12 protein-coding genes are annotated in these 14140 nt (G+C 59.2%); 7 read left to right on the top strand and 5 right to left on the bottom strand.

Annotated elements, in window-relative coordinates:
• Position 1: 1 nt before the first annotated feature.
• A complete protein-coding gene (locus FKG94_RS24500) occupies positions 2–2329 on the bottom strand; it encodes a LemA family protein (RefSeq protein WP_142929591.1) in 2328 nt (775 codons plus the stop codon).
• A gap of 126 nt (positions 2330–2455) precedes the next feature.
• On the opposite strand from FKG94_RS24500, the gene FKG94_RS24495 reads away from it, so the two are divergent.
• Together FKG94_RS24495 and FKG94_RS24490 are read left to right on the top strand one after the other, a co-directional pair.
• On the top strand, positions 2456–2902 hold the full coding sequence (locus FKG94_RS24495) for a hypothetical protein (RefSeq protein WP_142929590.1): 447 nt from the start codon (positions 2456–2458) through the stop codon (positions 2900–2902).
• An 83-nt stretch (positions 2903–2985) separates the two neighbouring features.
• Positions 2986–3354, top strand: coding sequence for a VOC family protein (locus FKG94_RS24490; RefSeq protein WP_142929589.1), 369 nt, complete (start codon positions 2986–2988; stop codon positions 3352–3354).
• 505 nt (positions 3355–3859) lie between these two features.
• Here the strand turns inward: FKG94_RS24490 and FKG94_RS24485 are convergent.
• Positions 3860–4198 carry an MbtH domain protein gene (locus tag FKG94_RS24485; protein ID WP_142929588.1) on the bottom strand — a complete coding sequence of 113 codons (339 nt, stop codon included), beginning with the start codon at positions 4196–4198 and terminating at the stop codon, positions 3860–3862.
• A 116-nt stretch (positions 4199–4314) separates the two neighbouring features.
• Complete coding sequence (locus tag FKG94_RS24480; protein WP_142929587.1) at positions 4315–4701, bottom strand: MbtH domain protein; 387 nt, start codon at positions 4699–4701, stop codon at positions 4315–4317.
• A gap of 218 nt (positions 4702–4919) precedes the next feature.
• Here FKG94_RS24480 and FKG94_RS24475 point away from each other — a divergent pair, with 218 nt between their 5' ends.
• Complete coding sequence (locus FKG94_RS24475; protein ID WP_142929586.1) at positions 4920–6509, top strand: alkaline phosphatase D family protein; 1590 nt, start codon at positions 4920–4922, stop codon at positions 6507–6509.
• A gap of 324 nt (positions 6510–6833) precedes the next feature.
• On the opposite strand, the gene FKG94_RS24470 is transcribed toward FKG94_RS24475, so the two are convergent.
• A complete protein-coding gene (locus FKG94_RS24470; protein ID WP_142929585.1) occupies positions 6834–7919 on the bottom strand; it encodes a MerR family transcriptional regulator in 1086 nt (361 codons plus the stop codon).
• A gap of 115 nt (positions 7920–8034) precedes the next feature.
• On the opposite strand from FKG94_RS24470, the gene FKG94_RS24465 reads away from it, so the two are divergent.
• The 4 genes from FKG94_RS24465 (at position 8035) to FKG94_RS24450 (ending at position 13032) form a co-directional block, all read left to right on the top strand.
• Positions 8035–9177: a sigma-70 family RNA polymerase sigma factor gene (locus FKG94_RS24465; protein ID WP_142929584.1), complete on the top strand. Its 1143-nt coding sequence runs from the start codon at positions 8035–8037 to the stop codon at positions 9175–9177.
• Between the two features lie 42 nt (positions 9178–9219).
• On the top strand, positions 9220–10992 hold the full coding sequence (locus FKG94_RS24460) for an AMP-binding protein (protein WP_142929583.1): 1773 nt from the start codon (positions 9220–9222) through the stop codon (positions 10990–10992).
• A 436-nt stretch (positions 10993–11428) separates the two neighbouring features.
• Positions 11429–12115 carry a nucleoside/nucleotide kinase family protein gene (locus FKG94_RS24455; RefSeq protein WP_142929582.1) on the top strand — a complete coding sequence of 229 codons (687 nt, stop codon included), beginning with the start codon at positions 11429–11431 and terminating at the stop codon, positions 12113–12115.
• Complete coding sequence (locus FKG94_RS24450) at positions 12112–13032, top strand: DMT family transporter (protein ID WP_142929581.1); 921 nt, start codon at positions 12112–12114, stop codon at positions 13030–13032. Before FKG94_RS24455 ends, FKG94_RS24450 begins: the two co-directional genes overlap by 4 nt.
• Before the next feature lie 117 nt (positions 13033–13149).
• Here the strand turns inward: FKG94_RS24450 and FKG94_RS24445 are convergent, their stop codons facing one another.
• Positions 13150–13878, bottom strand: a complete 729-nt coding sequence (locus tag FKG94_RS24445; protein WP_142929580.1) for a TetR/AcrR family transcriptional regulator — start codon at positions 13876–13878, stop codon at positions 13150–13152.
• Positions 13879–14140 lie beyond the last annotated feature (262 nt).

The raw sequence follows: 14140 nt of genomic DNA, 5'->3' as shown, positions 1-14140 counted from the left end.
CTCACCCGCCGGCGGGCGATATATCGTGCAGGAAAGGTAAAGCGGTAAACTGAAACGGGCGCGCAAATGCCAGGTCCGGAAAGCTGGCAATTCTCGCGTTGTAGAGTTCCACCGCGTCGTTGTAACCGGCGCGCAGTAACGAGAGTTCATTTTCCAGCCGCGTGATGGACGCCAGTAGTTTGCCGACAATTTTGTTGCCCTGCAGCGCCGGATAGTCCTCCAGCGTCGCTTTGAATTGCTCGCCGATACTGTGCAGCACACTGAGGAACAACGGCATCTGCCCCGGGTCATCAAGTGAACTGCCGTGGGCGGTGCGCATCCGCGTCAGCATCTCGGTCAAACCGCGCTCATGGGCTAGGTAACGCCGGCACAGCTTTTCCAGATTGGGCACCAGGTTTTTGCGCTTGCGCAGCGATACCTGGATATTGGCCAGGTTGCGCTGGGCCCGCTCGCGCAGGTAAATCAAATCGTTGTAATGCAAAATCAGCATCAGCAACAGCATATAGCCGGGGGCGACCAGTGCCGCCGCCAGAAAGTCGGTGGCGGCGAAGCTGCCGCTGTAACCAAAGCCCATCAACAGCGCCAGCAACAACCCCACAAACGCCATATTCAGGCTAAACATACCCCAGCGGGCCTTGCGCAGCATGACCGTGGCCTCGTCGTAGTTACTGAGGATAAACGGCTCGTGCGCGGCGCCGGCCTTCAGCACCAGGGTATCCGGCCGCTGCCGGTCGATATCGGCAAAGCCGATAGCATAGAGCGCATCCGCCAGGCGCAGGCTGTTCTCTCGGTAACGCAGCCGGCCTTCGCGCCGCACCACTCGGTGCCGGCTGATGATATCGGCCCCTTTGGGGTCGATGCCGACCCGGCCCTCGTCGTCGCGACAGTGAAACCGCCGCTGCTCGGTGCGCTCCTCCAAGGTTACCCAGCGGCTGTTCTTACCGCTGCCGCGCTTTTCTTCCACTTTATAGTCATACCAGGTACAGTCGGCGCCACTGAGAGGCGCCTGCAAGGGCGTGCCATCCGGCGGCAGCACCACCTTGCCTTTTACCTCGGCAAGACCGCAGCTCACGCCTAACGTTTTACTGGTGGGAATGTTTTCGATCAAGCGCTTGTAACGCACCTGGCGAAAGCCGTACCCGGTCAGGACCACCGCCGCCAGCAAGCCGCCGCCAAAGGCCAGCCACAGCAGCGCACCGCTGAGACGCGTGGGCAGATAGGCCGCAGCGCGCCGGGCCAGTTCGTCGCGATCGGCGGCCGGCAGTGCCGCGGGCGCCGGCGGGGCGGTGATATCCCACAGCGGCACCAGCCACTTTTCCGGTGTCGCCTGCAGGTGCTGCAACAGGCGCTGGTGGGCTGCCGCCAGATTTAAACGCACCTCACGCAAACGCAGGCGTTCGGCCGGGGGCAGCGCGGCGTAGGCGGGCCCGGTAAAGTCGCCGGCATCGGCCCAACCCTGCCAGGACAGGCCGCCGGCGCGCAACTGGCGCTCCAACAGCGTGGTCGCCGCCGCAGCCTGGCGCTGGTAGCGTTCCAGACCGTTGGTAAGGTCCTGGCGCATCATGGTCAATGCCAATTGCACCAGCACCAGGGTCAGCACCAATGTCAGTATCGACAGATAGACCAGCAGGCGGTGAATCCGCAGTGCGCAAATGCCGCCGAATACGCCGAGCGACACCAGGGCCAGCCCACCCCACAACGCCAACAGGCCGTAATTACCCATGCCGGCGCTCTCATGGGCGAGGCCGAAGGTAGAGATAATCGGGCTGTAATGGCCGGGTGTGGAGAACCCCACAGACAATTCACCCGGTGCGCCCCTCACTTGACCAACCGGCGCCTGGCGGGCAAATCCAAAGACAAACAGCGTATTGCCGGGCTCAACCCGCCACTCCGTGTGACGGTATTTGCCGCTGTGTTGACGCAGGCTGCGGGTCACTGACCAGTCGATACCCCTAACATCGCTGCCGGCCTGCACCCGCACGCGGCCGCTGTCGTCCACCAGCCAGAAATCCACTGCCTCGGCCACATCGATAACCGTGCTCCAGGAGGTTTTGCCATCGCTATCGCGCTTTTCTTCTTCCTTGAGATAGCGGTAGTAAATGCTGGGCGTGCGACTGTAACGACTGCTGAGCAGTGGCTGGTCCACCTCCGCACGGGCGGTGATATTGACCTCGCCGGCCAATGCGGCAGCGACCTTGGTGGCCGGTACCCGCTCCAACTGGCGCATCTCCTGGATGGTATTAAAGCCGATCCGCGTAACGAGCAACCCCAGGCCGATCGCCGCCACCGCCAATAGCAGCAATAGCCCCCCCTTGACCACATTGTTCATCACTTATTCTCCGGATTCCCTGCCTGCAAAACGCCCTATTGTGCTATAGCCCACTGTGATTTACTCGCTTTTATTCGGCGCCCCGGTTTGCTAACTTGACAGGTCGCCACCGCAGAGACAATCGCAATGGACCAGGACCCCTATAAACCACCCACCTCCGATCTCGACAAGGGCGATCCCGGGCGCAGCAACTCATTTTGGTGGAAATTTTACTGTTGGTTCAACGCCAGCGCCATGCTTATCGCCATGATCGCCCTGCCCCAGTTGGAGGGCCAGACGCTGCTGGATACGCTCGATGTGGCGGTGTCGGTGGTGGCGACCGTGGGGCTGTTCGGATTTGCCTACTACAAACCCATCTACACCATGGTGTTCTGGCGCTACTTTTTTTATGTGGCCCTGCTGGAGACCCTGCTATATTCAGTGCTATTGCCGGCGTTGGGGGTCAAACGCTACGGCGAGGTATCGGCCCTGGACGGCTACTATCTCTTTGAGCTGGGTTACGCGACGTTGATGTTGTCGGCATTGAATATGTACGCTTACAAGCGACCGTTTATCTGGCGCCGGGCGGCTTAGCGCACTCGGTTCTGCGGTCGCCAAACCAGCGGCTAACTGGTACAGTGAATCACTGACAACCGACTTCGGTAGCAGGGGAAGGTATGGCTAAAGCGCTGGGTATAGGCGGAGTATTCTTCAAATGCCGGGACCGGCAACAGCTCAGCCAGTGGTATGCGCGCCACCTGGGCCTGGCCATCAACGAACAGGGCGGGGTCGAATTTAACCGCGCGGACTTACCCGGCAACAGTTTCAGTGTCTGGGGGCCGTTCGATGAGAACAGTCGTTACTTCAGCCCCTCCACCAAGCCATTTATGATCAACCTGATTGTCGACGACCTGGCCACAGCCCTCAAGCAGGTCGAAGCCGGCGGCGCGACCCTGGTGGGCGGCATAGAAGACTACGACTATGGCCGTTTCGGTTGGTTTATCGACCCGGAGGGCAATAAGATAGAACTCTGGCAACCCGGTTAGTCGGGCCGTGCAGTCTGACTTGCATTACGCCGATGATCGGACACACGGCACAATATGGAATAGCGCGATGCGCGGCGGCACGGTCCAGAATAGCGCGGCACGCAGTGGCACGGTACGGGGTCAGACCAGAATGGCGCTCGCTCTAGACACCTACTTCTGGTAGTCAAACAAAGACGTGCTAATTGACCGGCCTGCCTCTGGAGGGGGCTTTCAGAAACACGTCGTGAACCCATCCATGGGGACTTCACGACAGCATCCCTGCTGTCGAGAGTTTCTGAAAGCCCCCTCCAGAGGCAGGCCTACCCAAAGTATTCTTAGTCAAGTCCGATACGACTGAGCAGGGGTCGATAAATCGGCGCAAATCCTCTTAAATTCCAGAAGTAGGCGTTTGAAGCAAGTGCCATGCGAGCCAGAGCAAGAATTGTCTTTTCATTTTTGCTCTGGCCTATGCCAGAGAGTGCCACAAACCAACCCCATGCCACCACCATATTACCCGGAACCACCGCTAAGCGGCGCTCTCCTCATCATCTTCCAGCGGCACCAGGTAACCCTCGCCTTCCAGGTTCTCCAAGTTGATATCCGCCTTGCACCGCACCTTGACATAATTGAGTTCCAGATCGCCCTCAATATGCACACTACCGGTTGCGGCTTCAAAATCCGCCTTTGAAATATCGCAACTGTCCGGGTCCATACGCACGCCCAGATCGGTGCCGCCTTTGGTTTCCGTAAATTTGACAAATACGTAACCGCGGTCGATCTGGTCTTTAAAATCCTGCACGCCTTTACTGTTACTACCGTTGATAACGCGCTGGGGTTTGGTAAGAAATTCGACTAATTCATTCATTGGTGTTGCTCCTCGTTAACAGGTGGTTTTTCGATATACCGGTGACAATTGAATAGTTTGCAATCGCTCAGGGTTTAGAACGGCTTGGGGTTTAAAACATGTTGGTCCCCGCAGAGTCAAGCCGTCGGTTGTTCTTGATTTCTGTACTTTTCCCGCGCCGCTTCATAGGCTGCAGATTCGGGCATTTCCTCAAGCGGCACCAGATAGCCTTCCCCCTCGAGATTTTCCAGATTCACATCGGCCACCAGGCGGCACTTGACGTAGTTAAGACCCACTTCACCTTCCAGGTGCACGGTACCCGTGCCGTTTTCAAAGTCCGCATTCTCCCAATCAGACGTTTTCGGATCGGGATGAATCGCCAGATCGAGACTGCCCTGAGGCTCGGTAAACTTGATAAACACATAGTCTTTATCGATTTGTTCCTTAAACGCCCCCAGACCGCGAAAATTCCCGCCGCCGATAATCGGTTGCTTTTTGCTAAGACTCTCTACAAGTTCGTTCATACATAGGTTCTCCGTATATATAGGTGCAGTCGGCACGACTGCGTTTTATTCTCTACTACTACATGGGGGCAATACACAGGTTTTGGCAGGATATATAGAGAATATTTAGCTTTGGGCATCTACCGGCAGCGACACCTCGACACCAATGGGACGCCGTCACGTAATTGTCAACTGTGTTGACTACAGTGGAACGTCACAAAAAGCAAAAGGAAGCGACTATGGGTGGAAGTGCCCGCCTGTTGATACCGGTGTTGAAGCCGGAGCTGAAGCTGCCGTTAATACCGATATTGATACTGTTTTCGATAGCCTTGTGCCTGCTTCCACTACCGGCCGCGGCACAGAAAAGTCCCGAGCGGCTGCCAAGCCACGGGGTGGCCGTGGGCGATGTCACTGAAAACAACGCCGTCATCTGGTCGCGGGCCTCCGCCGCCGCGTTTATGCACGCGACAGTCAGCGCCGAACAGAGCGATAAGATTTTGCGCCGATACGCCCGCGTCGAGGCCGACACCGACTTCACCGGCAAAATCCTGTTCGACCAACTCCGGCCCGGCACGCGTTATCGCTACCGCGTCTGGTTCAGCGCGGACCGGGACAGTGACGGATCGCAGGTCTACAGCGCAGGGCACTTTAAAACAGCGCCGCCGGCAGCGGCGCGGGTGCCGGTAAACTTCGCCTGGAGTGGCGACCTGGCGGGTCAAAACGTCTGCCGGGACGCACGTGAAGGCTTTCCTATCTTTAACGCTATCAACCGCGAGCCCATCGATTTTTTTATCGGTCTCGGCGATATGGTTTACGCCGACGGCATCTGCACAGCCACCGGCCGCTACGGCAACCGGCAGGTACCCGGCCACTTTCAACCGGCAGCCGATCTGGAAAACTTTTGGGCCCACTGGAAATACAACCGCGAAGACACGGGACTGCGTAAACTGCTTGCCTCACTGCCCTATTACGCGGTCTGGGACGACCATGAGGTCGTTAACGATTTCGGTCCCCACCACGACACCCGCGACGACGCTCCCTATACGCCCGGTGCCGCACTGCTGCCGATAGGTTTGCAGGCACTGCTCAATTACAACCCAATCCGCGAAGATCCGGCGGCACCCCATCGGCTCTATCGCCGCATTCGCTGGGGCCGGCACTTGGAGCTGTTCCTGCTGGACAACCGCCAGTATCGCGATGCCAATCTCGACAAAGATACCCGCGACGGCAACAAAAGCATGCTCGGCAAAACACAGTTGCAATGGCTGCTGGAGGGGCTGGAGCACTCCAACGCCACCTGGAAGGTGATTGTATCGAGCGTGCCCATATCGATTCCCACCGGGTCACCACCGGAGCTGGGGCGGGACAGTTGGGCCAACGACGACGCCAATAGCGCTCCCACGGCGACCGGTATCCCGCAATCGGCAACGGGGTTCGAGCGAGAACTCACCGTTATACTTAAACATCTGCGCACCGTTAACGCCAACGCTTTGTTTATCACGACCGATGTGCATTTTGCCTCTGTATTTCGCTATCAGCCCTTTGCCGATACACCGCAGTTCACTGTTCACGAAGCCGTTACCGGGCCACTTAACGCCGGCCTGTTTCCCAACCGCCGCTTCGATACGTCGTTCGGTACCCAGCGGTTGTTTTTTTATGGTCCGGAGACAGTCGACAGCGTGAAGACCTGGGAACGGGCCAGACGATGGATGAACTATGGAAAGATCCAGATCGACAAACAGGGAACACTTGCGCTGGTAGTGGCGGATGTGGATGGTAAAGCGGTTTTTCAGACCCGTTTGCAGCCTCGCAACGCAGATAAAAAGTAGACGTTGATCAATCCATCTACCTACGCGCAACTGTTTGAAGTGGTCTATTTTTTTGCAATACCGCCCTGTTTGAAATCGGGGCGCTCGCGATTAACCCCTGAGCTTCTTGTTCCAAGCTTTTTAAAAGCCATGAGAAGAAAACTGAAGGCAAGCCTGAAGAATCAACTGAGGGCGCCCCCTGCTGAGACCGTGCACGGCAGGGAAGCCGTGCGCGAGCCCTCAGGGGTGGAGTGAGAACAGTTGATTCGCCACACTCCGCAATAAAATTATAGCCCCATAGACATTATTTATGGGTACTTAGATGTGGACTATCACCGACCACGCTCAACCCTCATCCAACTCAATCCCTTCAGCATCAATCACACGACCGAGCATATCCTCCATCAACGCCCGCACCCCCGCAGTAGTACGATAGATATCGCCGTGCAAAGCCGCATCGTCGCTATCGCGACTCTCACACTGCTGGCTGTAACGCTCAAACGCCGACAACGACAGGATCAAGCTCGCCAGATGCTGCGGGCACTCGCAGTCGATCCCCGTACTGATTTTGCTCAGGTAACTCAACTGTTTACGTTTGAACCGCGGCGGCGACACCTCGCCCGCCAATGTAATGCCGTCGATCTCCGCTCGGCGTTTCTCCCGCGCGCCGGCACCGGCCGTCACACACTGCAGCAATTGACCGGTGTCGATGGGCGCACGCAGCAGTTGCGCCCGCATGGCGCGCAACTCGGTAATAATCTCCCGGCGCGCATAGTGATACACCACCACCAGCCGGCCCGGCGCCACATGGTTTTGCATATTGCGGAAAAACCGCAGGTTCTTGCGCTCGATAGTGTCCATCTCCAGAATCAAGCTATCCACCCTGACGGCATCGAGACCACTGTTCAATGTGGCGATGGAATCGGTGCTGATCACAATCTCCAGAGCCGACAAAACCTGTCCGTCCCTTTCCATCACACCCGGCAGCCAATCGCCCCACACTGCGACCCGGGGCACACTTTTCACCGACAGGGAGCACATCTCCTCGAGCTGCGCCATGGCCAGCGGCAGTAGCTCGCTGACCTTGTGACCGGTGGCAAGCAGCTTCTTGATCAGCTTGAGACGGGCGATGTCCTCCTCGGTATACAGGCGCCGCCCATTGGTCGTGCGACTAATGGAGAAATCGGCGTAGCGCCGCTCCCATACCCGCAGGGTATGGGCCGATAAACCGGTATAGCGGGTCACCGCACCAATGGAGTAACCGGGCGCCTCTGCCGGTTTGCCCTGGTTGCCCTGGTTGCCCTGGTTGCCCTGGTTGCCCTGGTTGCCCTGGTTGCCCTGGTTGCCCTGGTTGCCCTGGTTGCCCTGGTTGCCCGCGGATTTTGGCCCTATTTTTTTCGACTCCGCTTTTTTTGGCCTTACTTTTTTCATAGTTATACGCCACTTATAAAGTCTATATATATGCTAGACATAATTTCGACATTAGTTCAAATAATACGCTACTCATGCTTAAATATCACCATATTGTCTAAGTTTGTAGTTAACTATGAACGATTTTATACACACCCTGATCGACAGCATTGACGCAGACGACGCCCCATACGACGAGCTGACCCTCGCCGATCTCGACGGCGACAGTGCCGGCTCACGCGACGAAGTCACCGAACTGCGTCCACCTGCCAAGCCACCGCCGGCGTCCGATATCGAGGCCGGGGATCGCACCGAGGCACCGCTGCTGCTCTATCTCCGGGAAATAAGCCGATACCCGCTGCTTTCCAGCGCCGAGGAAGCGGCTTTGCTGCAGCGCCTGAGCAGTGACGTTGAAGCCCTGACCCAATTGCTGCCCGGCGACCCCTCGCCGGCGGACCACGCCGGCTTGCTGCGCGCCGCCACCGAGCAGTTGCGCAACCCCGACAGCGGCCTGAATCGGGCCGGGCGGCGGCGCCTGCGTCACCTGCAGCGGCGTGTCGAAGCCACCCGGGAGCAGGTTGTAAACGCCAACCTGCGCCTGGCCGTCCATATCAGCAAACGCTACTGGAGCCCGCTGTACAGCATGACGGACCTGATCCAGGAGGGAAATCTGGGTCTGCTGCGGGCCCTGGAAAAGTTTGATATCACCAAGGGCTACCGCTTCTCCACTTATGCCTACTGGTGGATTCAACAGCGTGTCTTCCGCTATGTCAGCGACCGCTGGCGCATTATCAGGCTGCCGTCCAATATCGCCGATGAATTGCGCATCTGGAAACGCCTGGCGGCAAAACAGGCGGCGGCACCGGACACGCCACTGCCGCCGGCGGAGCAAACCAAATTCGACAAGCTGGACCGGAAGTATCGCGCCAATGAGCTGCTCAGCGCCGAGCACACCTTATCCCTCGACCGCCCCATGGCCGAGGAGGGCTCTCCCACCCTCGGCCAGAGCATTGCCGGCGGCCAGGCCAGTATCGAAACCCAAACCGGCCGCGCCGCCGTCGCCACCCTCATACACCGCCATATCGCCCGCCTGTCGCGCCGCGAACAGACCGTTATCCGCATGCGCTACGGCATCCAGATGCCCGACAGCTACACTTGTCGGGAAGTCGCCGAACAGGTCGGTGTCAGCGTCGAGCGAGTGCGCCAGATCGAGCACGAGGCCCTGGCCAAACTACGCGATTGCGCGACTGCACTTGTGAAGGACAACGCCCCCCGCTAACCTGACGTTTTCAGCAGGCTGACAGGCACGGGGAGAGACGCGATGCAACATCTCGATCAGATAACCACGGTCTACGAGCTAATCGAGCAGGCCGCCGCGGTCGGCGGTGACAGTACGGCCATTACCTTTCTCGAAGCCATTACCCCGGAGATTCGCGACAGCCGCACCAGCTACACAGAGCTGCTTGCCGCCGTCAACCGCAGCGCCCGCCTGGCGCGCAGCCATCTCGACGATCGCAGCGGTGTGGTTTCCCTGCTGCTGCCGAATATTCCCCAGACCCAGGCAATTTTGTGGGGCGCCGAATCGGTCGCCATCGCCAACCCGGTCAACCCACTGCTCAGCGAGACGGCCCTGGCCGGTCTGCTGGCCACCGCCGGCACCGAGGTGATTTTTGCGCTGGGCCCCAACCCGGTTATCGATATCTGGGAAAAAGTACAGGCAGTGGCGCCAAAGCTGCCGCGCCTGAAACAGATCTATAGTGTCGTATTTCCCGATCCCGGCGGTACCCGCCCCCATTACGATCAGGCCGTGCTGGAACAGGACGCGGGAGGGTTACCCGATGCCTGGCGCCCGCGCCCGGACGATGTCGCTGCTTACTTTCATACCGGCGGTACCACCGGTATTCCAAAGCTGGCATTGCACACACACAAAAACCAGGTCACCACCGGCTGTAACCGGGCCCGCTACAGCGGCAACGCAGCGGGCGATGTCGTTATCAACGGCCTGCCGCTGTTTCATGTGGCCGGCTCGACCGTCAGCAGCCTCGGCACCCTGGCGGCCATAGGCAATATGCTGCTGCCGACGCTGGGCGGCTTTCGCAACCCGGAGGTGATCAGCCACTGCTGGCGGCTGGTGGAACACTACCGCATCGCCTTTACCGGCGGCATCCCCACTTCGGTCGCCGCCATGATGCAGGTGCCGGTCGGGGACGCCGATATCAGCAGCCTGAAAATGGTCGCCGCAGGTGGCTCGCCGGTGCCACTGTCGCTTATCGATGCAGTGCAGGCGGTGACCGGTCTGCCGATCCACCAGATGTACGGTATGACCGAAACCGCCGGGTTAATTACCGTACCCAATGCTGCGGTAACGCCGGTGCGCGGCAGCGTCGGCTGGGTGCCGCCGGTAACGGAAATCCGTATCGACGGCGCCGCCGGCCAGCCGGGCGAAGTGGGGGAAATCTACGTGCGCGGACCCCAGGTGTTCGGCGGTTACCTGGGCAGCCAGCCCTCGCCGCTGGACGCCCGGGGCTGGCTGCACAGCGGCGACCTGGGTTATCTCGATAAGCACGGGCACCTGTTTTTAACCGGGCGCGCCAAGGACCTGATTATCCGCAGCGGCCACAATATCGATCCAGCGGTCATCGAGCACTGCGCCGAGCAGCACCCGGCGGTGTCGCTGGCCGCCGCGGTGGGCAAACCGGATGCCTACGCCGGCGAGTTGCCGGTGCTCTATGTGCAACTCAATTCGGATCGGCAAGTGGACGCCGACACCCTGCAGGCGTTTATTGCCGAGCGTATCGAGGAGCCCCCGGCGTGCCCGAAACAGGTCACCATTATGGAGGCATTGCCGGTAACCGCGGTGGGCAAAATCCACAAGCCGAGCCTGCGGGCAATGGCGGCGGAGTCGGCGGTGCTGGAGAACTTGCGGCGTGACTTTCCCGACCTCGAACTCAGCGCCGCCGGCGACCAGACCGAGCGCGGCGAACTGCGGGTGACGGTCACGGTGCCGTTGGCCAGTCTTGAGGCTGTCGCGGCAGCGGCAGAGGCAGTGGCCACGCGTATGAATCTGCTGGTTACCGCGGTGGTGGCGTCGTGAAGGTCTTGAAAAACGGTATTTAGAAAGAACCGAGGGACGCCTGCAACTTAGCAACTGATTAAAGTTCATTGAGCTTTATCGGCTCGATGATATGGATCTAAACTGCTAAGTTGCAGGCGTCCCGAATGGCACTGCTTTAAGCAAATTTGCGCAGTTTATCGACCTCCACACTATCCCTAACGATCTTGGTTAAGAATATCGGAAGTAGGTTTACCGCTGGGTGGGGCTTTCAGAAACTCTCGACAGCAGGGATGCTGTCGGGAAATCCCCAGGGATGGGTTCACGATGTGTTTCTGAAAGCCCCACCCAGCGGTAAACCGGCCAATTAGCACACTTTTGCTTAAAGCAGTGCCATTCCAGGCGTCCCTCAAAGCCGCACAATTTAGCGGTGTTATAATCTAGCGGCCATGGAACACCGCAAAAACCGGAGTGCCGCATGCAATACCTGGACGACCCTGTTGCACACCTATTGCACCAACTCAAGCGCACCCCCTCCCCCAGGCTAATCGCCCTGGCCGGCCCACCGGGCGCGGGCAAGAGCACCTTAACCGCACACTGGACTGCATCGTTAAATTACCAACTCGGCGCCGGCAGCGCCGCCGCACTCGGCATGGACGGCTTTCACCTGACCAAGGCACAGCTCGAACAAATGCCCGATCCGCAGCACGCATTGGACCGCCGCGGCGCACCCTGGACTTTTGATGCACCGGGGTTTGCCGACAAAGTCCGACAACTGCGCGACGCCGCCGGCACCACCGTTATGTGGCCGGACTTTGCCCACGAGGCGGGCGATCCGGTACCGGACGCCATCGCCGTGCCGGCCGGCTGCCGGCTGGTGTTTATCGAGGGTTTATACACACTCTACCGGGCCGGTCCCTGGCGGGCGCTGGACGGGTGCTTCGACGAATGCTGGTACCTCGACACCCCCCTGGAAACCGCGCTGGCGCGGCTGCTGCAACGCCACCAGCGAGTATGGCGAATCAGCGCCGCCACAGCCGGTGAACGCATCGCCGCCAGCGACCGCAAAAATGCCCTGCTGGTGGCGGCCACCCGTGCCGGGGCCGATTGGCTGGTGCCCGACAACACCGGCACCGCAGACTCGAGCCGGCAGGCACCGTCTTGAAAATCCGCAGCTACCGCTTTTCCGGCTCAAGCCTGCTCGAACTGCATCTCGCCGTATTGCTGCTGGGTATGACCGGCCTGTTCGGCAAGTTCCTGGCCGTCAACCCAGCGACCATTATCGCCGGCCGCTCGCTGTTTACCGCCGTCGCCATCTACGCGCTACTGCGCCTGCTCGGTATCAGCCGCGCGGTCAAGTCGACCCGGGAGGCCGGCCTGTTGCTGATATCGGGACTGGTGTTGGCGCTGCACTGGTTTGCTTTCTTCTATTCGATTCAACTCTCCACAGTTGCCATAGGCGTCATCGGCTTCTCGACCTACCCGGTGTTCGTCACCTTGATGGAGCCGCTGTTATTCGGCGAACGACTCAAGCTTCTGGACATGATCAGCGGTCTGCTGGTCTTCGCCGGACTGCTGTTGGTCGTACCCGACTTCGATATCACCGACAGCCAGACCCTGGCGCTGGCCTGGGCGGTAGCCTCAGGCTGGGTGCTGGCGCTGTTCACCCTGATGAACCGCAAGTTGGTCCGCAGAAATCACTTTCTCCTTATTACCTTTTATCAACACACATCGGCAACGCTGTGCGTATTGCCTTTCGTCGGCCTGCTCGGCGCCTGGCCCGATGCCGGTGAAATAGCCATGCTGGCGCTGCTGGGCGTGATCTTTACCGCCATTCCCCAATCGCTGCTGGTCAGAGCGCTGGCGGTGGTGAAGGCGCAACTGGCCAGTGTGATCGTCGGCCTCGAACCGCTCTACGCCATCGCCTTCGCGGCGCTGCTGCTGCGGGAAATCCCCAGCCTGACCACCGTGGCAGGGGCGCTGGTAATCCTGTTTGCAGTGTGGGTGGCGATCAAGTCCCACGCCGAACCGCGGCGTTCCGGACGGCCTGCAGAGCACCAGCAAAGGGAGCAAAGCAGGTAAACCGAGAAAGTGTCACTCGGTAAAAAAAGCAAGGCCGATTTGACGGCTTAGCCTGGTATATTCAAAAAAAAAGAGGTCGGAACCGCAGTCGAAATCGCTTGTCGGCCGACAGCGATATTATCGCGTACCAGTCTGCGCGTCCAAAAGCTCATCCTTAAGTCGCGTCCAGGTAACCCGGTAATCCTGCTCCATCGCCAGCGGCCGCCAATCGAGACCATCCAGAAACACGTTGACATGCCAGAAAATTTTCTCCTCCAGCGCCGCTCTGCGCGCCTTCGCCTGCGCCCGGTTACCCGCATGCATCAGGTTATAGGCCGCCAGCCCGAACTCCGCCGACCAGGAACTGTCGGCAACGGCCGCCGCGCTGACGCCGGGTGCCAGCACCAGGTCACCCGCATCGACGCCGGCACGGACAAAGCGCTCCGCGTTGCGGCGGAATTGTCGCAGCAGATCGTCGCCTTCGCGCAACCGCTGCCGCGAGGCTTTTTCGCGCACAATGGGTGACAGGGCCTCCAGTTCGCTGAAAAAATGTATGGGATATAACTGGCTGTAGAGAAAGTAAGCATAGGCGCGCGCCAGGTAACGCTCACGGGTGCCGCCCGCAAACCGGTAGGCCCGCTCCATCAGCGCCAACAGTTTGCCGGCGCCACTGTTGGTGATGGCGAGCAACAGCTCCTGGGTGCTGTTGAATTGCTTGTAGAGACTGCCCTTGGAATAGGGCACCCGGGCCACCACCGCGTCCATAGTGAGCCCGGCAAAGCCAAGCTCACCGATAATGTCGCAGGCCGCATCAATAATAACCTGCTCGCGCTCCATCAATTGTTCCGCAGTGACAACTTTGGGCATAGTCGGGTCCCGAATGATGGTATCAAGTACTTGCTTTATTAGTGACGAAGCGTCATTATACCCCCATCAATAGTGACGATACGTCACTAATAGATAAATCCGCCCAAACGACGCTCGCTGTGACTGCCTACTTTCGCCTAAGGCGTCTACCTTTGGTGGTGATGTTGGTGCATAACGGGACTAGTGGCACCTCTTCGAGTGGCACAGTGCGGGGACATAACTTTAGTTGTGTCCCCCTAGAATGGGGCCACAGAGCACATTA

The organism is Exilibacterium tricleocarpae (genome assembly GCF_007004655.1).
Lineage (GTDB): Bacteria > Pseudomonadota > Gammaproteobacteria > Pseudomonadales > Cellvibrionaceae > Exilibacterium > Exilibacterium tricleocarpae.
The sequence above is the reverse complement of the archived record's forward strand: the minus strand, read 5'-3'. Positions and strand labels throughout refer to the sequence as shown.